The following is a 26419-nucleotide window of genomic DNA, read 5'->3' as shown; positions in this document are numbered from 1 at the left end:
AGGGGTAACCTCCTTCAAGACCAGGAATGTTGATTTGGCCATTACCCGACGCGATCTCCTGCTCACCGGCACCGCTGCTGTAGCGCTGCCCGCCCTTGGTTCCGCTGGGGGTGTTCCCGTCATCGGCGCGGCGGCGGCGCAATCCGCCGGTGACCAGCTGCCCTGGCGGCATGCCTTGTCGCTATTCGGCGACATCAAGTACCCCGCCGACTTCAAGCGCTTCGATTACGTCAATCCGGACGCGCCAAAGGGCGGTGTTGCGCGCCTGATCTCGATCGGCACCTTCGACAATTTCAACCTCGCGGTCGCCGGCATCAAGGGCTCGCTCGCGCCGGCCGCGGCGATGGTCTACGAACAGCTGATGACACGCGCCCAGGACGAGGTCGCCACCGAATACGGCGAACTCGCCGAATCGGCCCAGCATCCGGACGATTTTTCCTGGGTGGTCTATCGTCTGCGCAGGGAAGCGCGCTGGCACGATGGCAAGCCGGTGACGCCGGAGGACGTGATCTTCTCTCTGGAGACGCTGAAGAAGCAGTCGCCAATGTACGCGTCCTACTACCGTCACGTCGTCAAGGCCGAGAAGAGCGGCGAGCGCGATGTCAAGTTCACTTTCGACGCACCGGGCAATCGCGAATTGCCGACCATCGTTGGAGAGCTCACGGTGCTGCCGAAGCATTGGTGGGAAGGCACCGATGCGCAGGGCCGCAAGCGCGACGTCGGCGCCACCACGCTGGAGCCGCCGCTCGGCTCCGGTGCCTACAAGATCAAGGAATTCCAGGCCGGCCGCTCGATCAAGCTGGAGCGCGTGAAGGACTATTGGGCCGCCAACGTCCCGAGCCAGATCGGCACCAACAATTTCGACGAGCTGCGCTTCGAATTCTTCCGTGACAACCTGGTTGCACTGGAGGCGTTCAAGGCCGATCAGGCCGACTGGATCGCGGAAAACTCCGCCAAGCAATGGGCGACCGCCTACGACTTCCCGGCGGTGGCCGAGAAGCGTGTGATCAAGGAAGAGTTTCCGATCAACGATTCCGGCCGCATGCAGGCCTTCATCTTCAACATCCGACGCGATCAGTTCAAGGACGCCCGGCTTCGCCGCGCCTTCAACTACGCCTTCGATTTCGAGGAGATGAACAAGCAGCTCTTCTACGGGCAGTACAAGCGCATCAATAGCTATTTCGAAGGGACCGATCTTGCATCCTCCGGCCTACCGCAGGGCGAGGAATTGCAGATCCTGGAGACCGTGAGGGACAAGGTGCCTCCGGAGGTCTTCACCACGGCGTACCAGAATCCGGTCGGCGGCAATCCGGAAGCCGTGCGCGCCAATCTCCGCGAGGCGGCGAAGCTGCTCAAGGAGGCCGGCTTCGAGGTCAAGGACCACAAGCTGGTCGACAGCTCCGGCAAGCCGCTCACGGTCGAGATCCTGGTGCAGGATCCGTCGTCCGAGCGTATCGCGCTGTTCTACAAGCCGTCGCTGGAGCGCATCGGCGTCAGCACCTCGATCCGCGTCGTCGACGATGCGCAATACCAGAACCGGCTGCGCAGCTTCGACTTCGACGTGATCATCGACCAATGGGGCGAGTCGCTCTCGCCCGGCAACGAGCAGCGCGAGTTCTGGGGCTCGCAGGCCGCCGACACTTCCGGCGCACGCAACACCATCGGGATCAAGAACCCCGCGGTCGATACGCTGATCGAGAAGTTGATCTACGCCAAGAACCGCGGCGAGCTGGTCGCGGCGACACACGCGCTCGACCGCGTGCTGTTGTGGAATTTCTATCTCGTGCCGCAATTCACCTACGGCTTTGCGCGCTATGCCCGCTGGGACCGCTTTGGCCATGCCGAGCCGATGCCGAAATACGGCCGGTCCGGTCTGCCGACATTGTGGTGGTACGACGCGGACAAGGCCGCGCGCATTGGAAAACGCTCTTGAGGAAGCAATTGCGCATGGCGCAGCTTTCACGCCGGCATGTGCTGGCCTTAGGGGCCGGCGGCGCACTCAGCGCCGCCCTGTCGCGCGGCGCGGCGGCGTCGGAACTGCAGGCCGAGGTGCACGGCATCTCGGCGTTCGGCGATCTCAAATATCCCGCCGACTTCCACCATTTCGATTACGTCAATCTGGACGCGCCGAAGGGAGGAACATTCTCTCTCATCCCGTCGGTGCGCGCCTACAACCAGTCCTACCAGACCTTCAACTCGCTCAACGCCTTCATCATGAAGGGTGACGGTGCGCAAGGCATGGACATGACGTTCGCGCCGCTGATGGTGCGCGCCAATGACGAACCGGACGCGATGTACGGGCTTGCCGCCAAATCCGTTCAGATATCGCCGGACAGACTGGTGTACCGCTTCACGATGCGGCCGGAGGCGAAATTCCATGACGGCACGAAGCTCACGGCGCATGATGCCGCGTTTTCGCTGACGGCGCTGAAGTCCAAGGGGCATCCGCTGATCGTCGTGCAGATGCGTGACATGGTCAGCGCTGAAGCTCTCGACGATGCGACATTGGTCGTCACCTTCGCGAAGGGGCGGGCGCGCGACGTGCCGCTTTATGTCGCGAGCCTGCCGATCTTCTCGAAAACGTTCTATGCGTCTCGCGCCTTCGATGAAACGTCGCTCGATATTCCGCTCGGCTCTGGCCCGTACAAGGTCGGCAAGTTCGAGGTCAACCGCTATATCGAATATGAGCGCATCAAGGACTGGTGGGCTGCCGACCTGCCGGTTTGCCGCGGTAGCTACAATTTCGATGTCGTGCGCTATGAATTCTATCGCGACCGCGATGTCGCGTTCGAGGGTTTCACCGGCAAGAACTATCTCTATCGGGAGGAATTCACCTCGCGCATTTGGGCGACGCGCTACGACTTTCCCGCAGTCAAAGACGGGCGCGTCAAGATGGAAGTCGTTCCAGACGACACGCCGTCCGGCGCGCAAGGCTGGTTCATCAACACGCGGCGCGACAAGTTCAGGGATCCGCGCGTGCGCGAGGCCTTGATCAATGCCTTCGACTTCGAATGGACCAACAAGACCATCATGTACGGCGCCTATGCTCGCACGGTGTCGCCGTTCCAGAACTCGGACCTCATGGCAAGCAATGGGCCGCCGTCGCCGGAGGAGCTGAAGCTGCTGGAGCCGTTTCGCGGCCAGGTTCCCGACGACGTGTTCGCCGTACCGTTTACGCCTCCGACGTCGGACGGCTCCGGGCAGGACCGCAACCTGTTGCGCAAGGCGCAGCAATTGTTGACCGAGGCCGGCGTGCCCATCAAGGACGGCAAGCGGGTGCTGCCGAATGGCGACGTCTTCAGGATCGAGTTCCTGCTGGACGAGCCTTCGTTTCAGCCGCACCACGCGCCCTACATCAAGAACCTGGGCACGCTCGGCATCGAAGCGAGCGTGCGTCTCGTCGACGCCGTGCAATACAAGGCGCGCCAGGAAGATTTCGACTTCGACATGACGATCCAGCGGTTCAGCATGTCGGCGACGCCAGGCGATGCCATGCGCTCGTTCTTCTCCTCGCAGGTCGCGGCAACCAAGGGTTCGTACAATCTTGCGGGCGTCGCCAGCCCGGCGATCGATGCCATGATCGAGAAGATCATGGCGGCCGACAACCGCGAAGATTTGACCTTCGCCTGCCGCGCCTTCGACCGGCTGTTCCGCGCCGGCCGTTACTGGGTGCCGCAATGGTACAACAAGACGCATCGGCTTGCTTATTGGGACCAGTTCGCTCATCTGCAGAAGCTGCCACGTTATGCCAACGGCGTCGGCGCTCCCGAAATCTGGTGGCATGATAGCGCCAAGGCGGCCAAGCTCGAGCAGGCGAAATAAACATGAGCGCCTATATCGCCCGCCGCATTCTCTTGATGATCCCGACCTTGCTCGGAATCCTCTTCGTCTCCTTCGTCGTCGTGCAGTTCGCGCCGGGCGGTCCGGTCGAGCGCGTCATCGCACAGCTTTCGGGTGCCGACACCGGTGGCAGCTCGCGAATTTCCGGCGGCGGTGACTTTGCACAGCGCGCGCCCGGTCAGCTGGGTGCCGGTGGCGACGCCATCAACTCGAAATATCGCGGCGCGCAGGGGCTGGACCCCGATTTCATCAAGAAGCTGGAGGTGCAGTTCGGCTTCGACAAGCCGGCGCCGGAACGCTTCGCGCTGATGGTCTGGAACTTCGCCCGCTTCGATTTCGGCAAGAGCTACTTTCGCGATGTCAGCGTGCTGCAGCTGGTCAAGGAGAAGCTGCCGGTCTCGATCTCGCTGGGCATCTGGCTGACGCTCCTGACCTACCTGATCTCGATTCCGCTCGGTATCCGCAAGGCGGTCAAGGACGGATCGCGCCTCGACACCTGGACGTCGACCGTGCTCGTGCTCGGTTACGCCATACCCGGCTTCCTGTTCGCGATCCTCCTGATCATCCTGTTTGCGGGCGGCTCGTTCTTCAACTGGTTTCCGCTGCGCGGGCTGACGTCAGACGGCTGGTCGCAGTTTCCCTGGTATTGGAAGATCATCGATTACTTCTGGCATTTGACGCTGCCGCTGATCGCGATGGGGCTCGGCGCGTTCACCACCATGACGTTCCTGACCAAGAACTCGTTTCTGGACGAAATCCGCAAGCAGTACGTGATGACTGCCCGCGCGAAGGGCTGCAGCGAAAACCGGGTGCTCTATGGCCACGTCTTTCGCAACGCGATGTTGATCGTCATCGCGGGCTTTCCCAGCACCTTCATTCACGCGTTCTTCTCGGGCTCGCTTCTGATCGAGACCATCTTCTCGCTGGACGGGCTCGGACTTCTCAGTTTCGAGAGCGTTCTCAATCGCGACTACCCCGTGGTGTTCGGCACGCTCTTCATCTTTTCGCTCGTCGGCCTCGTGGTCAACCTCATCTCCGACCTGACCTATATGTGGATCGATCCGCGGATCGATTTCGAGGCGCGAGAGGTCTGATGACGCTGGCCGCCCCAACCCCGATCGAAACCACCGCAAAGTCGCCGCTCGGCGATGCCGTGCCGATCACGCGCAAGCCGTTTGTGCCATCGCCGCTCAACAGGCGGCGTTGGCAGAATTTTAGGGCCAACCGGCGTGGTTACTGGTCGCTCTGGATCTTCCTGGTCCTTTTCGTGCTGTCGCTGTTCGCCGAGCTGATCGCCAACGACCGGCCATTCCTGGTCAAGTTTGACGGTCATCTCTACTGGCCGGCCTTCGTCACCTATTCCGAGACGACTTTCGGCGGTGATTTCGAAACCGCAGCCGACTATCGCGATCCCTATTTGCAGAAGCTGATCAAGGACAAGGGCGGCAGCATCGTCTGGCCGCTGATCCGCTACTCCTACGACACCCATAACCTCGATCTGCCGACGCCGGCCCCGTCGCCGCCGACCTGGATGCTGACGGAAGCGCAATGCAAATCCGTCGTCGAGAAGAAGGGGCTGAAGAGCTGCCGCGATCTCGAATACAACTGGCTCGGCACCGACGATCAGGGCCGCGACGTGGTGGCGCGGATGATCTACGGTTTCCGCATCTCGGTGCTGTTCGGCCTCTGCCTGACCATCGTCTCCTCGCTCATCGGCATCGCAGCCGGCGCGGTGCAGGGCTATTTCGGCGGTTGGGTCGACCTGTTGTTCCAGCGCTTCATCGAGATATGGACGGCGATTCCAGCGCTCTATCTGCTCCTGATCCTCTCGTCGGTGCTGGTTCCCGGCTTCTTCGTGCTGCTCGGCATCCTGCTGCTGTTTTCCTGGGTGTCGCTGGTCGGACTCGTGCGCGCGGAGTTCCTGCGCGGGCGCAATTTCGAGTACATCCAGGCGGCACGGGCGCTTGGGGTGTCGAACGCCGTGATCATGTTCAAGCATTTGCTGCCGAATGCGATGGTCGCGACCATGACGTTCCTGCCGTTCATCGTTTCCTCGTCGGTGATGACGCTCACGGCCCTGGACTTCCTCGGCTTCGGGCTGCCACCCGGCTCGCCGTCGCTCGGCGAGCTGCTGTCGCAGGGCAAGTCCAACGTGCAGGCGCCTTGGCTCGGTTTCTCCGGCTTCTTCTCGGTCGCGATCATGCTGTCGCTGCTGATCTTCATCGGCGAAGCCGTGCGCGACGCCTTCGATCCGCGCAAGACGTTCAAGTGAGGGCGTGATGGACGCGATCAACCAGCCCCTGCTTGCCGTGCGCGACCTTTCGGTGGCTTTCCACCAGGGCGGTGCCACCACGCTCGCGGTCGACAAGGTGTCGTTCCAGATCAAGCGCGGCGAATGCGTGGCGCTGGTCGGCGAGTCCGGGTCCGGCAAGTCGGTCAGCGCGCTCTCGATCCTCAAGCTGCTGCCGTACCCGAACGCTTCGCATCCCTCGGGCAGCATCCGGTTCAAGGGGCAGGAGCTGATCGACCAGTCGGAGCAGCAGATGCGGGCGATTCGCGGCAGCGACATCTCCATCATCTTCCAGGAGCCGATGACCTCGCTCAATCCGCTGCACACGATCGAGGCGCAGATCGGCGAGATCATCCAGCTGCACAATCCGACCAGCAATGCCGAGGCCCGCAAGCGGACGCTGGAATTGTTGACCCAGGTCGGCATTCCCGAGCCCGAAACACGGCTGAACAGCTATCCGCACCAGCTCTCCGGCGGCCAGCGCCAGCGCGTGATGATCGCGATGGCGCTCGCCAACGAGCCGGATCTGTTGATCGCGGACGAGCCGACCACGGCGCTCGACGTCACCGTGCAGGCGCAGATCCTGGCGCTGCTTGCCGAGATTCGTTCTCGGCTCGGCATGAGCCTGCTTTTCATCACCCACGATCTCGGCATCGTGCGCCGCATCGCCGACACCGTCTGTGTCATGAAGGGCGGCCTGATCGTCGAGCAGGGTCCGGTCGAGCAGGTCTTCAAGACCCCGAAGCATCCCTATACGCGCGACCTGCTCGCGGCCGAACCGAAACCGGATCCGGCGCCGCCGCAGCCGGATGCGCAGATCGTGATGTCGGCCAATGATCTGAAGGTGTGGTTTCCGATCAAGCGCGGCCTGATGCGCAAGACGGTCGGCCACATCAAGGCGGTCGACGGCGTCAGCATCGCCGTGCGCAAAGGCGAAACGCTCGGTGTCGTCGGCGAGTCCGGCTCGGGCAAGACCACGCTGGGGCTCGCGCTGCTGCGGCTGATCTCCTCGAACGGGCGCATCGTGTTTTTGGGCAAGGACATCCAGGGTCTGCGCTTCAAGGAGATGCGGCCGTTCCGGCGTGACATGCAGATCGTGTTCCAGGATCCATTCGGCTCGCTCAGCCCGCGCATGTCGGTTGCCGACATCATCGCCGAGGGCCTCACCGTGCATCAGCCGAAGCTGTCGCGCGAGGAGCGCGAGGAGCGCGTCGTCAAGGCGCTGGAGGACGTCGGGTTGAAGCCGGACACGCGTTATCGCTATCCGCATGAATTCTCCGGCGGCCAGCGTCAGCGCATCAGCATCGCGCGTGCGGTGGTGCTGGAGCCGGATTTCGTCGTGCTGGACGAGCCGACCAGCGCGCTCGACATGCTGATCCAGGCGCAGATGGTCGACCTCTTGCGTGAACTCCAGCGCAGGCGCGACCTTACCTACATGTTCATCTCGCACGATCTGCGCGTCGTTGCCTCGCTCGCCAGCCACCTCATCGTGATGCGCGGCGGCAAGGTGGTCGAGGAAGGCCAGGCCGCCGAGCTGTTCAAGAATCCGAAGACGGATTACACACGGGCGCTATTCGCGGCTGCGTTCCGGCTCGAGACGGCAGGCAATGGGTCGGTGGCGACGTAGGTCGCGTCAGAGCCGCTTGATCGCGACGATCTCGCTGCCCGCCTGCCTGATCCGCGCGAGCGCCGGCTCGATCGGCTCGATCACCGTCGCCATATGGTGCGCGTTGGCATGAACCATGGTGCCGGCGTCGCGGACGATGGCGACATGGCCCTTCCAGAAGATCAGATCGCCGCGCCGCAAGCTGCCTCGCTCATGCGTCTCCAGCGCGCGGCCGAGGCCCGCCTGCTGCATGTCGCTGTCGCGCGGACAACCGATGCCGGCGGCGGTCAGCGACACCTGGACGAGGCCCGAACAGTCGATGCCAAGGCTGCTCTTGCCGCCCCAGAGATAGGGCGTGCCGACGAAACGCTCGGCGACGGCGACGAAATCCGGCTCGTGATGATCGAGCGAGGCGAGATGCGCCTTCGGCAGGAAGGTTCCTTCGCGCGTCGCGGCGAAGCTGCCGTCCTCGCGCGACACCGCGATCTTCGAGCCCAGCACGAGCGTGTCGGCCGGCGGCAGCTTGATCGAAGGACCGGGGAAGGCAAAGGTTCGGAGCGCGCTCACCTTATGTGTCGGCGCAGAAGCCGGCTTCATCAGCGCCGCATCGGGCAGCCAGCCGACATAGCCATCGCCATTGAGCTGTCCCCAGGCCCAGCCTTCGCCGTTGCGATCGTAGACCGTGACGCGCTCGCCGCGCAGCGCTTCCGTCATCAGCATCGCGTTCGATGAGGGTTGCTCGCGCACGGCCGCGATCGGCGCGACCACCTCGAATTCCTCGCCGGTGACGAAGCGATCCGCCTCGACCTTGCCTTCGAGATATTTCGCGGCGAGGTCGCCCCGCGCCGGCGTCAGCCGTGGATCGTGTCTTGGATCACGCATAACGCTCGCTCAGCAATGCGTAGATGGCGCGCGCGGCCTGGCATTCGCCGCCTTCGGGGCGTGCGGGTTTTGCCGAGGGCGTCCAGCCATAGATGTCGACATGCAGCCAGCTCTTGGCCTGCTCGACGAAGCGCTGCAAAAACAGCGCGCAGGTGATCGAGCCGGCAAAGCCGCCTGATGGTGCGTTGGTGATGGTCGCCGTCTTGGAGTCCAGCCACGCATCATAAGGCGGCCACAGCGGCATGCGCCACAACGGATCGTTCTCCTTCGCCGCGCAGCGCGCGACGTCGGCGGCAAGTGTCTCATCATTGGTGTAAAAGGGCGGTAAATCCGGTCCCAGTGCGACGCGTGCGGCACCGGTCAATGTGCCGAGGTCGATCAGCAGGTCGGGCTTCTCCTCGTCGGCGAGCGCCAGCGCGTCGGCGAGCACCAGGCGCCCTTCCGCATCGGTGTTGCCGATCTCGACCGTGATGCCCTTGCGCGAGGTGAAAATGTCGAGAGGCCGGAAGGCATTGCCGGCGACCGCATTCTCGGCGGCCGGGATCAGTACGCGCAGCCGGACCTTCAGCTTCGCGTCCATCACCATGCGCGCCAGCGCCAGCACATTGGCAGCGCCGCCCATGTCCTTCTTCATGATCAGCATGCCGCTCGATGGCTTGAGGTCGAGCCCGCCGGTGTCGAAGCAGACGCCCTTGCCGACCAGTGTCACCTTGGGATGAGCGGGATCGCCCCAGGCGATGTCGATCAGCCGCGGCGCGCGGTCCGAGGCCATGCCGACGGCGTGGATCAGCGGAAAATTCTTCTCCAGGTCTTCGCCGACGGTGCAGGCGAAGCTTGCACCGAATTCGGCGGCGAGCTCTTGCGCGGCCGCGGCGAGCTCCTCCGGACCCATGTCGTTGGACGGCGTGTTGATGAGGTCGCGCGCCAGCATCGCGGCGTCCGCAATGCGATTGATCTCGGCGGCATCGACGCTGTCAGGCGGTACCAGGCGGACATCGGGCCGGTCGGCCCTGCGGTAACGGGCGAAGCGATAGCACCCCAGTGCAAAGGCCAGCGCCGCCAGTCGTGCATCGTGCGGTGCATTGGCAAAGCGATAAATGCCCGGCGGCAGCAGGCCGGGCAGGGCGCCCGGCCGGAACAGGTCGCGCGATCTTGCGTCTTCGTCCTCGATACCGAACAGCACGTGTGCGATCGCGCCGTCGGGCGCGGGCAGCGCCAGATAGCCGCCGGGCTTGGCAGCAAAGCCGTTCGCGGTGGCGAACTGGCGTTGCGGCGGCAGCAGCGTCTCGGCGACCTGATCCCAGCTCGACTTGGTGACGAAGGTGATCGGGATGGCGTTGGGCGAGGTCTCGAAGACAGAAGGCATTGGCGGGTCCGGGTCGTCAGATCAAGCAGGTTAAGCGAATGGACCAGACTTCGCAGAGTTTTGCCGTGCCCGCAATCGGCTTTGCTGTCACCGTTCAGCGAGCCGCTACTCGCAGCAAGGGGGCCATGCTAGGTTCCGGCAACGGCCGCCGGATCGATACCGGGAAAAGTGCACAGAGATCGCCGACGGCCGAAGGCGAAGCGTGCCGGGAGGAAATGCAATGGAATTTGTGTGGAGCGTGGTCACATTCATTGGCCAGGCCGTCGAGGCGATTTTCGGCTATGTCGAGCATCACCATTGGATCTTCGCGTTCCTCGCCGGTGGTTACGTCTTCTATCTCCACGACCGCTCAGTCCACGCGCGCTTCGATGCGCTCGACAGACGCATCGACGAAATCCGCAAGCGGCTCGCCATCGAATATTGATCGGCCTCGAACTCGGTCTTGGCGGGGAGGTGCCGCCGCAGACGCGGCCGTGAGGCACCCCGCGTTAACCGACCATTAGGGTTAACAGTCTATTGCTGGCGCGTTCGGCTCGATCCATCCGCTCGAGAGTTAAGGCGTCATGCGTCAACGGTTCAGTCCTGCCCGGCTTCTCGCGTCCGCCTCGCTCATCGCGCTGGTGGCCACGAGCCTCGGCGGCTGCACGGCCATGTCAAAGCTCTCCGACGTCACCGGCTCGATCGGCTCGAAGGCGGAGGCCGCCCCCACTGCTCCCACCGACCCCGCGCGCGCCGTCGAAGTCTATGGCGAGCGCTACCGTGCCAATCCCAAGGACGCCGAGGCCGCGCTTGGCTATGGCCAGGCCCTGCGCGCCAACGGCCAGCGCGCCCAGGCCGCCGCCGTGCTCGAGCAGGCGACCATCGCCAATCCCGGCAACAAGGCGCTGCTCGCCCAATACGGCCGTGCGCTCGCCGACAACGGCAATTTCCAGCAGGCTTTCGACGTATTGTCGAAAGCGCATTCGCCCGACAATCCGGATTGGCGCCTGCTCTCTGTGCAGGGCACGGCGCTCGATCAGATGGGTCGCCACGAGGAGGCGCGCTCCTATTATGCAAGCGCGCTGAAGATCGCGCCGGGCGATCCCGGTGTGCTCTCCAATCTCGGCCTGTCCTACATGCTCTCGAAGGATCTGCCCAAAGCCGAAGAGGCGCTGCGGCAGGCCTACGCTTCGCCGCGCGCGAGCAGCCGGGTGCGGCAGAATCTCGGTCTCGTCGTCGGTCTCCAAGGCCGCTTCGCCGAAGCCGAGACCATTGTGAAGGCGGACCTGCCGCCGGACCAGGCCGCGGCCAATGTCGCGTATCTCAAGGAGATGTTGAGCCGCAGCGACGCTCCGCGCGGCGCACCGAAGCGGACGCCGGTCGCCGCGCTCAGCCAGCCCGACTGATCAGACCTGATCTTGCAATCGCGCAGCCGCCCGTGGACCGCGCGCGGTTCACGTCCGGTTTTTCGTTCAGTGCAGCTCGGTGATCTTGATGCCGGTCGGCCCGAGAATGACGACGAACAGCACCGGCAGGAAGAACAGGATCATCGGCACCGTCAGCTTCGGCGGCAGCGCGGCGGCCTTTTTCTCGGCCTCGTTCATGCGCATGTCGCGGTTTTCCTGCGCCATGACGCGCAGGGAATGCCCGAGCGGGGTGCCGTAGCGTTCCGCCTGCTGAAGCGCAAGGCACACCGACTTGACGCCCTCGAGCCCGGTGCGCTTTGCCAGGTTCTCATAGGCGACCTTGCGGTCCTGCAAATAGGACAGCTCGGCCGTGGTCAGCGTGAACTCCTCCGATAGTGCGATCGACTGGCCGACGATTTCGGTGGCGACCTTCCGGAATGCCATTTCCACCGACATGCCGGATTCGATACAGATCAGCAGAAGGTCGAGCGCATCGGGAAAGGCGCGCTTGATCGAGAGCTGGCGCTTCGAGATCGCATTCCTGAGGAACAGCATCGGTGCCTGAAGGCCGAGATAGGCGGCACCGACGCAGATGCCGATCTTGATTGGCATCGACTGTTCCATACGCGCGATCAGGAAAACGTAGATGACCGAGCCGATGAACAGCACGATCGGAGCGACCATGCGTGCAAACAGGAAGGTGATGTAGGGCGCCTGGCCGCGATAGCCGGCCATGATCAGCTTGTCCCGCGCAGCCTCCTGCGCGAGCCATTTGGTGAGATTGAAATCCTCGACCACCTTGGAGACGAGCTGCTTCGGGGTCTGACGCAGCGAGACCTTCTCGCTCTTGTGGAGGCGGTCCCGCTCGCGCTGCCGGATGCGCTCACGCTCGCTCGCCACCGCCTTCATGCGCTTGGAGAGTCCCTCGCCGGCGAACAGCGGCATCACCAGCGTATAGACGGTGGCACTGGCGGCAATGGCCGCCAGCAGCATGGTCATGAAGTGGACGTCATGTAGTTTTGTGACGAGAAACTCGACCATACGGCACCATCAGAAATCGAAATTGATCATCTTCTTCATCACCATGATGCCGACCGACATCCAGATGACGCAGGCGACCAGCATGAGCTGGCCGGTAGGATGGGTCCACAGCAGCGAGATGTAGCCGGGCGTGGTGAGATAGACGAGGAACATCACGATCGGAGGCAGCGAGCCGATGATGCCGGCCGAGGCCTTGGCTTCCATCGACATCGCCTGGATCTTTTCCTTCATCTTCTTGCGGTCGCGGAGCACCTTGGAGAGGTTGCCGAGCGCTTCGGAGAGGTTACCGCCCGACTTCTGCTGGATCGACACTACGATGCCGAAGAAATTGGCTTCCGGCAGCGGCATGCGTTCGTAGAGGCGCGAGCAGGCTTCGCCGAGCGGCATGCCGATCGCCTGCGTCTCGATGATGGCCAGGAACTCGCTGCGCAGCGGCTCGGACGAGTCGGCGGCGACCACCTTGATCGATTCGAACAGCGGCAGGCCGGCCTTGATGCCGCGGACGATCACGTCGACGGCGTCCGGCAGTGCGGCCAGGAACTTGTTTTCGCGACGCTTCTTCAGAAAACCCAGGGCCCAGCGCGGCAGGCCGAAACCGCCGGCAAAGGCAAGGCCCGTAGCGCCGAGCAGGCCGCCGCCGGCCAACAGGGCGCCCGCGAAAAATACACCCGCCACGACGGCGGACACGATCCAGAATTTCTGCGTCGTCCAGTCGAGGCCCGCTTGCGACAGGCGGACGGAGAGCGGAGCGCTCCTTTCCTGCAAGCGGCGCGCCTCGAGATCCTTGAGCGTGGTCTCGACCTGCTCGCGGCGCGAGCGCTGGGTCTTCTCGGCCGCACGGGCCGTCGGCGCCTCGGCGCGCGCGATCGAGGCGCGGCGGCTTTCCGCCTTCCGCTCCCCGGACAGCAGTGGGTAGACGAAAACCCAGGCGATGCCGCCGACGGCGGCGGTGGCGAGGAAGGCGAGGGCGAGGACCTGTATGTTCATGGCGCTGTCCTGCTCACGTCTGCGGCGCCACTTCCGCGGCGTCGAGCGCGGCGGCAAGGCGCTTCTCGTCGCCGTAGTAGCGCGCACGTTCCCAGAACCTCGGACGGCCGATGCCGGTCGAGCGATGCCGGCCGATGATCTTGCCGTTGGCGTCCTCGCCGACCATGTCGTAGAGGAAGATGTCCTGGGTGATGATGGTGTCGCCTTCCATGCCCATCACCTCGGTGATGTGCGTGATGCGGCGCGAGCCGTCGCGCAGGCGCGCGGCCTGGACGATGACGTCGATCGAGGCGCAGATCATCTCGCGAATTGTTCGCGACGGAAGCGAAAAGCCGCCCATCGTGATCATGGATTCGCAGCGTGACAGGGCCTCGCGCGGGTTGTTGGCATGCAGCGTGCCCATCGAGCCGTCATGGCCGGTATTCATGGCCTGGAGGAGGTCGAACGCCTCGGGTCCGCGGACCTCGCCGACGATGATGCGCTCGGGGCGCATACGCAGGCAGTTGCGCACCAATTCGCGCATGGTGACCTGGCCCTCGCCCTCGATGTTGGGCGGGCGGGTTTCCAGCCGGACCACGTGGGGCTGCTGGAGCTGGAGCTCGGCGGCGTCTTCGCAGGTGATGACGCGTTCGTCGTGCTCGATGTAGTTGGTGAGGCAGTTGAGCAGCGTGGTCTTGCCCGAGCCGGTACCGCCGGAGATCAGCACGTTGCAGCGGACGCGGCCGATGATCTGGAGGATCTCGGCGCCCTCGGGCGAGATCGCCCCGAACTTGACCAGCTGATCCAGCGTCAGCTTGTCCTTCTTGAATTTGCGGATGGTGAGCGCGGGTCCGTCGATCGACAACGGCGGCACGATGGCGTTGACGCGGGAGCCGTCGGCGAGGCGGGCGTCGCAGATCGGCGAGGATTCGTCGACGCGCCGGCCGACCTGGCTGACGATGCGCTGGCAGATGTTGAGGAGCTGCTGGTTGTCGCGGAAGCGGATGCCGGTGCGCTGGATCTTGCCGTTGACTTCGATAAAGACCGTGTTGGCGCCGTTGACCATGATGTCGGCGATGTCGTCGCGCGACAGCAGCGGCTCCAGCGGACCGTAACCGAGCACGTCGTTGCAGATGTCGTCGAGCAGTTCCTCCTGCTCGGCGATCGACATCACGATGTTCTTGATCGCGATGATCTCGTTGACGATGTCGCGGATTTCCTCGCGGGCCGATTCCGAATCGAGCTTGGCAAGCTGGGCGAGGTCGATGGCCTCGATCAGCGCGCCGAAGATCGTCGCCTTGACCTCGTAATAATTGTCGGAGCGGCGGGCCTCCATGGTCGGCGCAGGCTTCGCCGGGGCGAGCGGCGGCGAGGCGACGGCCGGCGGGGGCGGTGCGCGCGACACCGTCGGCGCCGGAGCCGGGGCAGGCTCTGGCGACACGGCGCCGGGCTTGGGAGCCCGAGTATCGGTGTCTGTTCCGCTACGCTTACCGAACACTTAACAACTCCATGCGGCGGCTTATTTTCCCCGTAACTTCTCAATCAGGGGTGAAAGCAAGGACGACTTTTGTTTCTTCGTCTCGCTGCGGCCGGTCAGGCGCTGGGCGATCTGGAGGAACATCTCGATCGATTTGTGGTTGGCGGAGATCTCCGCGATCATCTGACCGTTGTTGGCCGCCGAGCCGAAGATCTGCGGCTCGAACGGGATCGAGACGACAGGCTGGCTCTCGATCGCCTTGGCGAACTCCGTGGCGGCGATTTCAGGGCGTTTCGGGATGCCGACCTGGTTCAGGCAGTAGAGCGGCGGCCGGTCGTTGGGCCGAGCGGCCTTCAGCAGGTCGAACAGGTTCTTGGTATTGCGCAAATTGGCGAGATCGGGCGCGGCCACGATCAGGATGTCGTCCGCGCCGATCAGGGCCCGCTTGGTCCAGCCCGACCATTGGTGCGGGACGTCGAGCACGATGCAGGGCATGGTGGAGCGCAGCGTGTCGAACACGGCATCGAAGGCATCGGTGCCGAAATCATAGACCCGGTCGAGCGTCGCCGGCGCCGCCAGCAGGCTGAGATGATCGGTGCATTTCGACAGCAGGCGGTCGATGAAGGCGGTATCGACGCGATCGGGCGAGAACACGGCGTCGGCAATGCCCTGTGGCGGGTCCTGGTTGTAGTCGAGCCCGGCAGTGCCGAAGGCGAGGTCGAGATCGGCGACGACCGCGTCCATTGCGAGATCGCGCGCAATCGCCCAGGCGACGTTGTGGGAGATGGTGGACGCGCCGACGCCGCCCTTGGCGCCGACCACGGCGATGATGCGGCCGACCGCCTTGGCTTCCGGCGCCGAGAACAGGTTGCAGATCGAACGCACGACGTCGATCGCGCCGACCGGCGCAAGCACGTAGTCGCTGACGCCGCGGCGCACCAGCTCGCGATAGAGTGTGACGTCGTTGATGCGGCCGATCACGACCACGCGGGTCCCGGCGTCGCACACCGTGGCGAGCTGGTCGAGCCCGCCCAGGATGTCGCTGCGGCCGTCGCTCTCGAGCACGATCACGTTCGGCGTCGGAGCCGAACGATAGGCTTCGATCGCGGCCGCCATGCCGCCCATCTGGATCTTCAGATGGGCCTTGCCGAGACGGCGATCCTCGCCAGCCGATTGCACGGCGGCGGCGGTCTCCACCGTCTCGCAGAAGGCCTGGACGGAAACGCGCGGCGCGGGGGCGATATGCTCCTCGACCGGCGGGACAAGGGCCTCCGGCTGCTCTTCGTGTGTCTGGCGAGCGTAGCTGATCATTTGCCGGTGTCGCTGAGTTTGGCCTTGTCGGCCTCAGGATAGGTAACCGCGGTCGGACTTCCCTTGCGATATTTCTCGAAGGCGGCGGTGCGCCGGGTCGTGTAGGCCGGCGTTTCGGAGCGGGGTTGCTCGAGGTCCGCCGGATTGTCGATCATGGCCGCCATGTTGCGCTGATAGGCGCAGCCGTAATTGTAGTAGTCCTTGTTCTCGAACCAGCTCTTGTTCTTCATCGAGGGGCCGAGGTCCTCCGGCCACAGGCCGCATGGACCGGCGACAGCGGCGATCTTGGAATAAGTCAGCCGGATCGGCGGCAGGAAGCGCTTGTCTTCCGGCTGGTACGGGCGAGCGATGACGCCGCGCGGCGGAATGCCGGCGGCTGACAGCATCGCCTGGATTTCACGCATCGTTTCCGCGACCGGGCGCGCGTTGGGCGTGCCGGACGGCGCATCGATATGAATCGCGCCGGTGCCCTCATGCAGCCACGTCGATGCCAGGCCCATCACGTCGGCGCGTTGGGCGGCGGTCAATCCGCCACGGGCGTGGCCCACGAAGACGACGATCGAGCGGTTTTGCTCCTCGATTGCGATCGGATGACGCTGCTTGTAGTCGTCGGGAATGGAGGCGGTCGCCACCTCGTCGTGCTGGCAGCCGCCGAGCGCAAGCGCGATGCCGACGAGCGCGCCACCGAGGCCGATGGCGCGTTTGCGAAGCTGGGGTGGTTTGATGGTCATAACGAAGTCCCCGTTCCGCTTCAGTCGGTGATGAAACCGTAGGTGCCGCGGTAGTTGCGAGCCGGCTCGGTCTTACCGGGCACGCCGTAGATGCGGTTGATGTTGCCGATCAGCTCGGCCTGCGGATCGGCGGGGGCGGAGAAGCCGTCATCCGGCCGCGACAGGTCCTTCGGCGCCGCTGCGCGCACGATATAGGGCGTCACGATCACGACCAGCTCGGTCGCGTTGTTGACGAAATCGCGGCTGCGGAACAGTGAGCCGAGCACCGGGAGCTGCATCAGTCCCGGCAAACCGCTCACCGCCTGCTTGGTCTGCTGCTGGATCAGGCCGGCCATCGCCATCGCGCCGCCGGAGGGAATCTCCAGCGACGTCTCGGCGCGACGGGTCCTGATCGAGGGCACCGTCAGCGAGTTCACCGAGGTCGACGTCACGGCCTGAGACAGGGTGATCGCATTTTCGTTCGACAGTTCCGAGACCTCGGTCATCACCCGCAGGCTGATCTTGCCTTCGGTCAGGACGACGGGGGTGAAGTTGAGCGAGATGCCGAACTTCTTGAAGCTGATCTGGGTGGTACAGACATGCGTGGTCGGGTCGCACGCGTAGCCTGCCGGCACCGGGAATTCGCCGCCTGCGATGAAGGTCGCGGACTCACCGGAGATCGCGGTCAGATTCGGCTCGGCGAGCGTCCGGATCACGCCTGCGCTTTCCATCGCACGCAAAGTGGCCTGCACCGATGGGGTCGCGCCGAACTTCGTGGTCAAATTGTTGCCGTCGACGAGGTTGCGGCCGAGAGCAGTGAACGGGTTGGAGTTGGTGAAGCTCACCACCGAGGTGCCGTAGTTCAGGTTCGCCGACAGGTCGATGCCGAGCTGCTTGACGATGTTGCGCTGGACCTCGGCCACCGTCACCTTCAGCATGACCTGGTCGCGGCCGCGGACCACGATCGAGTTCACCACCTTGTCGGCGCCGCCGGTGAGGCGCGCGGCGAGCTCGTTGGCTTGCTGCGCCTCCATCGGGTTCGCTGCCGTGCCGGTCAGGATGATGCCGTCGCCGAGCCCGTCGATCTGGATGTCGGAATTGGGCAGGATCTGCTTCAGCGCAGCCCGCGCGCCGTTGAGGTCGCGCTTGACTGCGATGTCATAGGCCGCGATTTGCTGGCCGGCGGAATCGAAGAACACGATGTTGGTCTGGCCGACCGATGCGCCGATGATGTAGGCACGCTGCGACGAGCGCACCACCGCATTGGCGATCTTGGGATCGGCGACGAGCACGTCCTTGATGTCGCGCGGCAGGTCGATCACGATCGACTTGCCGATGCCGAGCGAGAGGAAGCGCGCGTTCATCTGGCCGTCCGCCGCGACCGGTGCCGCGGGGCGGTAGTCCGCAGCGAGCACGGGGGTGAGCACGGGGTCAAGCGTCAGCGCGAAGGCGGCCGAAAACGACAGGGCGCGGACCACAGAGGTGCGCATCGTCGCCAAATTCGCCCTGCATTTCATATCGACAGTCCTCATCGTGCCTTCGCCGTCGAGCTTGGGATGCCGTAGCGAATGATCGAAATGCCATCGCGCTTCTGCGCGGAGTCTTCGAGCGTGATCTCGCTCAGCTTGACGTCGACGATGCTGCGCAACGCCAGCGAGAGCGTGCCGCTCTGACGGGCGGCGGACAGCGTCGCCGTCTGCGTGGGATTGAGTTCGAGGGTGACGGTCTTGCCGACCACCGCGTTCTGGCCGTCCTTCTCCTTCGGCGCCTGGTCGATCGCCAGCACGCGGACATTGGCCAGGATGATTTCGGACGAGACGACGTCCTGGGCACCGGTGCTCTGGTCCTGGTTCTTGAGCCGGCGCGTCAGAAGCACGTCGACGCGGTCGTTGGGCAGGATGAAGCCGCCCGCGCCGGTCTCCGGCGAGATTTCGGTCGAGATCGCGCGCATGCCGGTGGGCAGGATCGCGGCCATGAAGCCGGAGCCTTCGGCCTTGACCAGCTTCTGGTCGCGGATCGGCTCACCCTGGATGAAGGGGGCGCGCGCGATCGAACCGGTCACCTGGGTTGCGCCCTCGGGACGTTCGTTGCGGCGGATGAAGGTGGCGCTGGCGGTCGCGGCCGGCCAGGTCTGCCATTGCACGTCTTCCGGCTTGACGGTCTGGCCGAGGCCGATGTCGTTCTTGGCCACCAGCACATCGACGGTCGGAAGCGCGACCGGAGTCGCCGGAGGCGGCGCAGAATTGTCCGAGCCGCTCGCCAGGTACGCGGCGACGCCGCCGGCGCAGATGGCGACCGTCAGGACGACTATGCGTGCCCTATTCATACGCTTCACTTTCCACAAAACGCCGCGACGCAGCCGCCGCCGTAATCGGCAGTTGACCAGCTATTCGTCAAAGCATGGTTAATGAGGCGTATCTAAATCGCCTTAACGCCGGGTTTACCCGGTGTGTTCAGCGCAGTGCGAGGTGAGCGAGGTCGATCGCCTTCACCCATTCGGTCTCCGGGTAGATCATCAGCGCGCCAAGCGTGAGCGCGATGCCATACGGGATGCCGCTCTCCTTGTCGTGCAGCCGTGCCAGCCAAGCCTGGCCTGCCAGCCCGTAAGGCAACGGCCATTGCCGGAACTGGAGCAGGAGCAGCGTCAGCGCTCCGCCGAACAGCGAGGCGTAGAGCAGGAAATCCATCAATTGTGCGAAACCGAACCAGAGCGCGACCGAAGCCGCGACCTTGGCGTCGCCACCGCCCATCCAGCCCATCGCAAAGCAGCCGAAGGTGACGACCAGGAGCAGCGCGCCGGCGCCGACATGGCTCAGCATCTCGTAAGGTGCCATGCCACCGGCGAGGGCGAGTGCGAAGAAGCCGGCGACCAGCGCCAGCGACACGCGGTTGGAGATCGTCATCGTGAAGAGATCGCTCGCGGCGGCGAACGCCATCAGGGCCGGGAACAGCAGAAGGCGCGCAAGGTCGAGGATCATGGGCTGCGTCTTGAGGCCTGGGTTCGTCGCGGGATCTGGCGCCGGCATGCTAGCCGCCAGTGCTAAATAAACCGACAACGGCGGCAGCGGTCGCAACAGGCGGTCCTCGCCGCCGGCGTGCTCACCAGAGGCTGGCAATCCGCGCGGCGAGCGCAACCGTCGCAAGCAGCAGGGCAAGGCAGACCCAATAGGCCGGCGAGCCGGTCGGCATCGCCTCGGTTCTTCTCGCCGCAACCGCGGCCTCGGTTCTGTACTCGCGCAACGCCACTGGGATTCGCCGTACTCGGAAAAACAAAGGCCCCGGATGTCCGGGGCTTTTGCCGTCGCTATGCGGTTGCTTACTTCAGCGAGGAGCTGATCGAGCCGAACTTGGTGTTCAGCGTGCCGCCGAGCTGATTGACGACAGTGATGATGGCCAGCGCGATGCCAGCGGCGATCAGACCGTATTCGATGGCGGTGGCGCCGGATTCATCTTTGGCGAAACGCGCAATCAGGTTCTTCATGAACAAAACTCCATCTGGGTTGGATCGCCTCGTTCGGCGCTGTCCTTGACGCGGTGACCATGAGAGCCGAGCTCTTTCGGCACAGTTAATTCGATCGTGAAAACCCGATTCCTGCGCGATGCTTGTGGCCAGAGTGAATTTCGCCTTAAGGCGCCCGCTGTAACTCGTTGCGGTTCCGGATGTGCCGCAAGCCGGTCACCGGCTTCATCCTCCCTTAAATTTCAAGGAGTAGGCCTAAGACGAACCAGCTATCCGGAAGAGAGGCGACAATGTCGAGCCTGCCCATGGAAGTCGCCCTGATGCTCGGCGAGACCATCGCGAAGGTGGTCCCCGTGACCTTCGTGCTCGCGCTGATCTTCACGGTGCTCGAGCATTTCTGGGCCTGCAATCCCGGCGTGCCGTGGTGGCGCAAGCGGGAGATCATCACCGACATCTGTTACTGGTTCTTCGTTCCGGTGTTTGCCCGCACCATGCGGATCGGGCTCCTGATCGTCGGCGCGAGCCTTCTCTTCAACATCCATGACGCCGACGGTCTCATCGCCTTCTACGACAACGGCCATGGCCCGCTGGCGCAATTGCCGCTGTGGGCCCAGGCCGCGCTGTTCCTGGTCCTGTCCGATTTCATGCTGTACTGGCTGCATCGGCTGTTCCATGGCGGTGAGTTCTGGAAGTATCACGCCATCCATCATTCCTCGGAGGAGATCAGCTGGATCTCGGCGGCCCGCTTCCATCCCGTCAATCTCGTGCTCGGTACGATCGGGGTCGACGTCGTGCTGCTGATGGCCGGCATCTCGCCGAACGCCATGGTCTGGCTTGCCCCGTTCACGACCTTTCATTCGGCCTTCGTGCACGCCAACCTGAACTGGACCTTCGGGCCGTTCAAATATGTGCTGGCGTCGCCGGTGTTCCACCGCTGGCACCACACCGCGCTCGAAGAAGGCGGTGACACCAATTTCGCCGGCACGTTCCCGATCTGGGATGTGCTGTTCGGCACCTTCCGTATGCCGGAGGGGATGCTCCCGCAGGATTACGGCAAGGACGAAGCGACCATGCCGAAGGAGATCGGCGGCCAGCTCGCCTATCCGTTCCGCCGCTAGAGAATGATCCCGAAAACGCCAGTCCATTCAAACAATAGTCGGCGAATTTGCGGAACGTTCACGAATTGAGGGCAGGTTAGCGGGGTCGGGCACCGGCTCCGCTGTATCTCATCGCTTCTGCCGGTTTGTGACGTCCCGGGGGTAAGAGTATGCGTAAAGAATTGCTGCGCCGTCATGTGCGCGTCTGTCTTCTGGTCGCGGCTGCGGTGCTGGCATCGCCGGCGGCCGGCCTTGCCGAGTCCACCGCCGATACCATCGCGGTCAATGTCGACCAGGCCAAGCTGGTGCGGTTGCCGGGCAAGGTGGCGACCATCGTGGTCGGCAATCCCCTGATCGCCGACGTCACGCTTCAGCCCGGCGGCATGCTCGTCGTGACCGGGAAGGGCTACGGCGCCACCAATTTCATCGCGCTCGACCGGGGCGGCGAGATCCTGGTGGACCGCCAGATCCAGGTCGAAGGCCCGAGCGACCGGCTCGTCACCGTCTATCGCGGGGTTGAGCGCGAGTCCTATAGCTGCGTGCCGCAGTGCCAGCGCCGCGTGACGCTGGGCGACAGCGACAATTTCTTCAACACCACGATGAGCCAGGCCGGGTCTCTGAGCGGCACTGCCAGCGGTAACGCGGGCGCGGGCGCCAAATCCAACTAGCCGGACTGATCGGCGCGAATTGCCCGGCTGGAGCGCATGCTCCGGTCCGGGTTCGCGCATGTGCGGGAGAGGCTTCCCTTCTGCGCGCCTTGCTCCGTTGGCTCCCGGGTCGCTCGTGGTTAACGCATCCTTGACGGCGCGGTCCGCGGGGTGCCGATCGCCTGAAACACTTAAACAATCAGTTTCCGCTATTGAACGGGGCAGATGATTGCCGCTGCCGGGGGAATTTGACGCGATGCCATCGCCCGCACCTACGAGATTCACGCTCCGGACCGCGCTGCGCCGGTTTCGCGGCAATCGCCGCGGCTCCGCAGCCGTCGAGTTCGCGCTGGTCGCCCCGGTCTTCTTCGCGCTGCTGTTCGCCATCATCGAGACGGCGATCATGTTCTTCGCGAGCCAGGTGCTCGAGACCATCACGCAGACGTCCGCACGCGTGGTGCTGACCGGCCAGGCGCAATCGGGATCGGTGACGGCCTGCGCAGTGTCCGGCGTGAGCACGCCCTGCACGCAGACGACGTTCAAGACCTACGTCTGCAACCAGATCCCGGCGCTGTTCGACTGCAACAGTCTCTATGTCGACGTCACGAGCTTCTCGTCCTTCTCGGCGCTGACGCTGCCGAGCCACATCAATGCCTCCGGAAATTTCGACACGACCATGAGCTACAGCCCCGGCAATGCGGGCGACATCGTGGTGGTGCGGCTGTTCTACCAGTGGCCGCTGTTCGTCACCGGGCTCGGCTACAACATCTCCAATCTCACGGGCAACAAGCGGCTGCTGGTGGCTACGGCCGCGTTCAAGAACGAGCCTTACTAGAGCCTGATCCGGAAAAGTGCATAGCGGTTTTCCGAATAGATCATGCTCAGACAATAGGACAAGGGATCGGGCAGAGCGATGCAGGCGATTGCGAAATTCCGGCGGGCCACGCGTCTCACCGCGTGTGAATTCCTTGCCGACCGTAAAGGTCTGGCGGCCACCGAATTCGCGGTGATCGTGCCGCTGATGCTGGTGATGTTCTTCGGCACGGTCGAGTTCTCGTCGGCGGTGGCGATCGACCGCAAGGTGACGCTGATGGCGCGGACGTTGTCTGACCTCACCTCGCAGTCGACCTCGGTCAGCGACACCGACATGACCAATTTCTTCGCAGCCTCCACCGGCATCATGACGCCCTATGCCACCACGACGGTGTCGGCGACGATCACCGAGCTCTATGTCGATCCCTCGACCTCGCAGGCGCACGTGCAATGGAGCAAGGGCTCGGTGCCGCGAACGCAGAAATCCGCAGTCACGATTCCCACGACGCTTGCGATCGGCGGTACCTATCTGATCCTCAGCGAGGTCAGCTACACCTACACGCCGTCGGTCGGCTACGTGCTGAAGAACGCGATCACGCTGAGCGACGTCGCCTATACCCGTCCGCGCCAGTCCAGCTGCGTCTATTACAGCCCGGATACGGCCTGCACGACCTACTGAGCGCCGCTTCTTCGCGCATGAAAAAAGGCCGTGCGTTGCGCACGGCCTTTTCTGTTTCCTTGGCTAGCTCGATCGCGCCGATCCGGGCCAATGCCCGGGCAGGCTCAACCGGCGGAGCGCAGATTGTCCGCAGCCGACTTGCCGGAACGGCGGTCAGCCACGATCTCGTAGGAGAGCTTCTGGCCTTCACGCAGCGTGCCGAGGCCGGCGCGCTCGACGGCGCTGATGTGGACGAACACGTCCTGTCCGCCGTCGTCGGGCTGGATGAAGCCAAAGCCCTTGGTCGCGTTAAACCACTTCACGGTTCCCATGCTCACGGGGTAGTTCCTTCTCAGATCACACAATGTAAGAGCCCGCTCGCGCAGGCAGGTTAGATCGAATTTCTGGAAGGGTCGTCAGCGTGTCTGAACCGGCTGTACCGGTGGATGCCAATGTCGTCCGGCCGAAAATCGATTAGCTTATTTTATTGGAAATAGAGTCCCGAAACAATCCTGACATGCACGATTTTTTGATCCGCCGCGCCGTGCGCGGCGGATCAGCATACAGGTCGGAATTTTAATTCCGCAACTGACGGTGCCGAACGCGGATCAACGGCGGCGGAACTGGCCGCCACGCTGTCCGGGACGGGGAGGTCCACCGACGCCACTGGGACGTTCGTCCTTGTGGCGGAAAATCAACCGGCCCTTCTCGAGATCGTAGGGCGACATCTCCACCGTCACGCGGTCGCCCGCGAGCGTCTTGATGCGGTTCTTCTTCATCTTGCCGGCGGTGTAGGCAACGATCTCGTGTCCGGCGTCGAGCTGCACGCGGTAGCGTGCATCGGGGAGGATTTCGGTGACCAGTCCTTCGAACTGGATCAGCTCTTCCTTAGCCATGAATTTCTCCAGGTCGTGGACGGCTAGTGCGAATGGGGTTTGCGGTTCGGTTGGCCGTTCGGCCGACTCTCACGGCGCAAAAAGGCAACGCCTTGTATCCCATCAGGCGCCCCTGCGCTATGCGCGGAACGCTGTTCCGGACGGTCGGTTGGCGAAGAATGCATCTTGCCACCGGAGCGGCGGCGACGAGCGCCCTTCGAGGCCTTGGGGCCGTTGCCGGGCCTTCCTTCAACATGCCTTCCGTCACCATGGCGCGGGTCGCCATGCCGGCCTTCGCCGGGCCGTCCATCGCCCTGCTTGCCAGCGCTATGGTGGCGTCCGTCGGCATGCCTTTCGTCGGCGCGCCGTCCATCACCGTGGCGTCCCTCACCATGCCTTGCGCCTTGCGGACGCTGGCCCGGGCGGCCCGGCCGGCCCTGTCGTTGCTGCGGCGGGGGAGGACCTGCATCGCGGCGACCGGCATCGGTGCGGAGGTCTTCGCGCGGCAGCGCCACCTTGATCAGCCGCTCGATGTCGCGGAGATAGGCGAGCTCCTCGCCGCCTGCGACCAGCGAGATCGCGGTGCCTTCGGCGCCGGCGCGCGCGGTGCGGCCGATGCGGTGCACATAGGTCTCGGGCACGTTGGGCAGGTCGAAATTGATGACGTGGGTGATGCCGTCGACATCGATGCCGCGGGCGGCGATGTCGGTGGCGACCAGCGTGCGGATATCACCGGAGCGGAACTGCGCCAGCGTGCGCTCGCGATGGTTCTGCGACTTGTTGCCGTGGATGGCGCTGGCGGCAATGCCGGCCTTCTCAAGCGTTTTCACCACCTTGTCGGCGCCGTGCTTGGTGCGGGTAAAGACCAGCGCGCGGTTGACCGGCTCCTGCTTCAACAGCTGGGCGAGGAACGCCGGCTTGGCGGAGAAGTCGACCTGGATGATGCGCTGCTGGATCCGCTCCACGGTCGAGGAGACCGGGGTCACCGCGACGCGGGCGGGGTCACGCAGCATGGAGTCGGCGAGCTCGGCGATGTCCTTCGGCATGGTGGCCGAGAAGAACAGTGTCTGCCGCTTGATCGGCAGCTTGGCGACGATTTTGCGGATGTCGTTGATGAAGCCCATGTCGAGCATCCGGTCGGCCTCGTCGAGCACGAGGAATTCGACGCTTCCAAGCTTCAGCCCGTTGCTCTGCACGAGGTCGAGCAGGCGGCCGGGCGTGGCGACCAGCACGTCGACGCCCTGCATCAGCGAGCGGACCTGACGACCCATCGGCACGCCGCCAATGGCGAGCGTCGAGGACAGGCGGATGTGGCGGCCATAGGCGTTGAAGCTGTCGAGGATCTGGCCGGACAGTTCGCGGGTGGGCGACAGCACCAGGACGCGGCAGGTCTTCGGCTGCGGCTTGATGCGGTTCTCGAGCAGGCGGTGCAGGATCGGCAGCGCAAAGGACGCGGTCTTGCCGGTTCCCGTCTGGGCGATGCCGACGACGTCGCGGCCGGTCAGTGCCGTGGGAATGGTCTGGGCCTGGATGGGGGTGGGGGTGACGTAGTTCTCTTCGGAGAGAGCGCGTGCGATCGGTTCGGCGAGGCCGAAGTCCTGAAACGAAGTCAAAAGATGGGTTCTTTCCATGTCAAAAGCGGGCGCCCGGCGCATTCGGCGCGGCGCGCGCAAAAGGGTGTCTAGAAGACACCTGCGTGTTTGGGGTGTCGGATGGCTTGGGAGATATGGGGCAAGCCAGACGCCCGGAGGGGCTTAAGAACACGCGGCTCGCAACGACCCCTTGATTCGCAAGAGGTCTCGGGTGGTCATATGGAACATCGAGCGGGCGCTTTCAAGGCAAGTCCGCACCAAATCGCGATTGCGGTGCAGAAATAGTTGTGCCGGAAATTTAGACAGAGGCACAATTTTGCTCAAAAAATAAACTGTCTGCCGCATTAGCATACATTTTATTCGCCCAAGTTTTGAGCAAATAGACTGCGGCGAAACTTTGATT

At 64.0% G+C, this 26419-nt stretch carries 26 protein-coding genes; 11 read left to right on the top strand and 15 right to left on the bottom strand.

Features of this window, described 5'->3' with window-relative positions:
* Positions 1-34 precede the first annotated feature (34 nt).
* The 5 genes from AC1RR3_RS03820 to AC1RR3_RS03800 are packed head-to-tail and all read left to right on the top strand — an operon-like array spanning position 35 to position 7757.
* Entirely contained in the window at positions 35-1933 is a 1899-nt protein-coding gene (locus AC1RR3_RS03820; protein WP_492819447.1) for an extracellular solute-binding protein, read from the top strand.
* A gap of 14 nt (positions 1934-1947) precedes the next feature.
* Positions 1948-3822 carry an extracellular solute-binding protein gene (locus AC1RR3_RS03815; protein ID WP_492819445.1) on the top strand — a complete coding sequence of 625 codons (1875 nt, stop codon included), beginning with the start codon at positions 1948-1950 and terminating at the stop codon, positions 3820-3822.
* A 2-nt stretch (positions 3823-3824) separates the two neighbouring features.
* A complete protein-coding gene (locus AC1RR3_RS03810; RefSeq protein WP_492819443.1) occupies positions 3825-4934 on the top strand; it encodes a microcin C ABC transporter permease YejB in 1110 nt (369 codons plus the stop codon).
* On the top strand, positions 4934-6112 hold the full coding sequence (locus tag AC1RR3_RS03805; RefSeq protein WP_492819441.1) for an ABC transporter permease: 1179 nt from the start codon (positions 4934-4936) through the stop codon (positions 6110-6112). The genes AC1RR3_RS03810 and AC1RR3_RS03805 overlap by 1 nt, the downstream gene beginning before the upstream one ends.
* Positions 6113-6119: 7 nt before the next feature.
* The gene (locus AC1RR3_RS03800; RefSeq protein ID WP_492819439.1) at positions 6120-7757 is read left to right on the top strand and encodes an ABC transporter ATP-binding protein; all 1638 of its coding nucleotides are present in this window, start codon (positions 6120-6122) and stop codon (positions 7755-7757) included.
* A gap of 6 nt (positions 7758-7763) precedes the next feature.
* On the opposite strand, the gene AC1RR3_RS03795 is transcribed toward AC1RR3_RS03800, so the two are convergent.
* Both AC1RR3_RS03795 and AC1RR3_RS03790 read right to left on the bottom strand, forming a co-directional pair.
* On the bottom strand, positions 7764-8618 hold the full coding sequence (locus AC1RR3_RS03795) for a C40 family peptidase (RefSeq protein ID WP_492819437.1): 855 nt from the start codon (positions 8616-8618) through the stop codon (positions 7764-7766).
* Positions 8611-9984: a leucyl aminopeptidase family protein gene (locus AC1RR3_RS03790; protein ID WP_492819435.1), complete on the bottom strand. Its 1374-nt coding sequence runs from the start codon at positions 9982-9984 to the stop codon at positions 8611-8613. The genes AC1RR3_RS03795 and AC1RR3_RS03790 overlap by 8 nt, the downstream gene beginning before the upstream one ends.
* Before the next feature lie 220 nt (positions 9985-10204).
* Here AC1RR3_RS03790 and AC1RR3_RS03785 point away from each other — a divergent pair, with 220 nt between their 5' ends.
* Both AC1RR3_RS03785 and AC1RR3_RS03780 read left to right on the top strand, forming a co-directional pair.
* Complete coding sequence (locus tag AC1RR3_RS03785; RefSeq protein WP_008132239.1) at positions 10205-10408, top strand: hypothetical protein; 204 nt, start codon at positions 10205-10207, stop codon at positions 10406-10408.
* Between the two features lie 139 nt (positions 10409-10547).
* The gene (locus AC1RR3_RS03780) at positions 10548-11369 is read left to right on the top strand and encodes a tetratricopeptide repeat protein (protein WP_492819433.1); all 822 of its coding nucleotides are present in this window, start codon (positions 10548-10550) and stop codon (positions 11367-11369) included.
* A 66-nt stretch (positions 11370-11435) separates the two neighbouring features.
* On the opposite strand, the gene AC1RR3_RS03775 is transcribed toward AC1RR3_RS03780, so the two are convergent.
* The 10 genes from AC1RR3_RS03775 to AC1RR3_RS03730 all read right to left on the bottom strand — a co-directional run bounded on the left by AC1RR3_RS03775 (position 11436) and on the right by AC1RR3_RS03730 (position 20355).
* Positions 11436-12410, bottom strand: coding sequence for a type II secretion system F family protein (locus tag AC1RR3_RS03775; protein WP_492819431.1), 975 nt, complete (start codon positions 12408-12410; stop codon positions 11436-11438).
* A gap of 9 nt (positions 12411-12419) precedes the next feature.
* Positions 12420-13397: a type II secretion system F family protein gene (locus tag AC1RR3_RS03770; protein ID WP_492819429.1), complete on the bottom strand. Its 978-nt coding sequence runs from the start codon at positions 13395-13397 to the stop codon at positions 12420-12422.
* Positions 13398-13410: 13 nt separating this feature from the next.
* A complete protein-coding gene (locus AC1RR3_RS03765; RefSeq protein WP_492819427.1) occupies positions 13411-14874 on the bottom strand; it encodes a TadA family conjugal transfer-associated ATPase in 1464 nt (487 codons plus the stop codon).
* A 21-nt stretch (positions 14875-14895) separates the two neighbouring features.
* Positions 14896-16164, bottom strand: coding sequence for a CpaE/TadZ family protein (locus AC1RR3_RS03760; RefSeq protein ID WP_492819425.1), 1269 nt, complete (start codon positions 16162-16164; stop codon positions 14896-14898).
* Positions 16161-16895 carry a CpaD family pilus assembly protein gene (locus tag AC1RR3_RS03755; protein WP_492819423.1) on the bottom strand — a complete coding sequence of 245 codons (735 nt, stop codon included), beginning with the start codon at positions 16893-16895 and terminating at the stop codon, positions 16161-16163. The genes AC1RR3_RS03760 and AC1RR3_RS03755 overlap by 4 nt, the downstream gene beginning before the upstream one ends.
* A 20-nt stretch (positions 16896-16915) precedes the next feature.
* A complete protein-coding gene (locus tag AC1RR3_RS03750) occupies positions 16916-18391 on the bottom strand; it encodes a type II and III secretion system protein family protein (protein ID WP_492819421.1) in 1476 nt (491 codons plus the stop codon).
* An 11-nt stretch (positions 18392-18402) separates the two neighbouring features.
* On the bottom strand, positions 18403-19200 hold the full coding sequence (cpaB, locus tag AC1RR3_RS03745; RefSeq protein WP_492819419.1) for a Flp pilus assembly protein CpaB: 798 nt from the start codon (positions 19198-19200) through the stop codon (positions 18403-18405).
* Between the two features lie 127 nt (positions 19201-19327).
* Entirely contained in the window at positions 19328-19852 is a 525-nt protein-coding gene (locus AC1RR3_RS03740; protein WP_492819417.1) for an A24 family peptidase, read from the bottom strand.
* A gap of 121 nt (positions 19853-19973) precedes the next feature.
* A complete protein-coding gene (locus AC1RR3_RS03735) occupies positions 19974-20120 on the bottom strand; it encodes a hypothetical protein (protein WP_492819415.1) in 147 nt (48 codons plus the stop codon).
* 70 nt (positions 20121-20190) lie between these two features.
* Positions 20191-20355 (bottom strand): Flp family type IVb pilin, encoded by a 165-nt coding sequence (locus tag AC1RR3_RS03730; RefSeq protein ID WP_492819413.1) that lies wholly within the window; start codon positions 20353-20355, stop codon positions 20191-20193.
* A gap of 269 nt (positions 20356-20624) precedes the next feature.
* Between AC1RR3_RS03730 and AC1RR3_RS03725 the strand changes: the two genes are divergently transcribed.
* From AC1RR3_RS03725 to AC1RR3_RS03710, 4 genes are all read left to right on the top strand, one after another.
* A complete protein-coding gene (locus tag AC1RR3_RS03725; RefSeq protein ID WP_492819411.1) occupies positions 20625-21452 on the top strand; it encodes a sterol desaturase family protein in 828 nt (275 codons plus the stop codon).
* A gap of 149 nt (positions 21453-21601) precedes the next feature.
* Positions 21602-22099, top strand: coding sequence for a pilus assembly protein N-terminal domain-containing protein (locus tag AC1RR3_RS03720; protein ID WP_492819409.1), 498 nt, complete (start codon positions 21602-21604; stop codon positions 22097-22099).
* Between the two features lie 235 nt (positions 22100-22334).
* The gene (locus AC1RR3_RS03715; protein ID WP_492819407.1) at positions 22335-22913 is read left to right on the top strand and encodes a TadE/TadG family type IV pilus assembly protein; all 579 of its coding nucleotides are present in this window, start codon (positions 22335-22337) and stop codon (positions 22911-22913) included.
* A 78-nt stretch (positions 22914-22991) separates the two neighbouring features.
* Complete coding sequence (locus tag AC1RR3_RS03710) at positions 22992-23570, top strand: TadE/TadG family type IV pilus assembly protein (RefSeq protein WP_492819405.1); 579 nt, start codon at positions 22992-22994, stop codon at positions 23568-23570.
* A 104-nt stretch (positions 23571-23674) separates the two neighbouring features.
* On the opposite strand, the gene AC1RR3_RS03705 is transcribed toward AC1RR3_RS03710, so the two are convergent.
* From AC1RR3_RS03705 to AC1RR3_RS03695, 3 genes are all read right to left on the bottom strand, one after another.
* On the bottom strand, positions 23675-23887 hold the full coding sequence (locus AC1RR3_RS03705; RefSeq protein ID WP_008131892.1) for a cold-shock protein: 213 nt from the start codon (positions 23885-23887) through the stop codon (positions 23675-23677).
* Between the two features lie 270 nt (positions 23888-24157).
* Complete coding sequence (infA, locus tag AC1RR3_RS03700) at positions 24158-24445, bottom strand: translation initiation factor IF-1 (RefSeq protein WP_008131890.1); 288 nt, start codon at positions 24443-24445, stop codon at positions 24158-24160.
* A gap of 23 nt (positions 24446-24468) precedes the next feature.
* Complete coding sequence (locus tag AC1RR3_RS03695) at positions 24469-26079, bottom strand: DEAD/DEAH box helicase (protein ID WP_492819402.1); 1611 nt, start codon at positions 26077-26079, stop codon at positions 24469-24471.
* Between the last annotated feature and the right edge of the window lie 340 nt (positions 26080-26419).

The organism is Bradyrhizobium sp. GW821-FHT13H05 (assembly GCF_058804065.1).
This window is presented reverse-complemented; position numbering and strand designations above follow the sequence as displayed.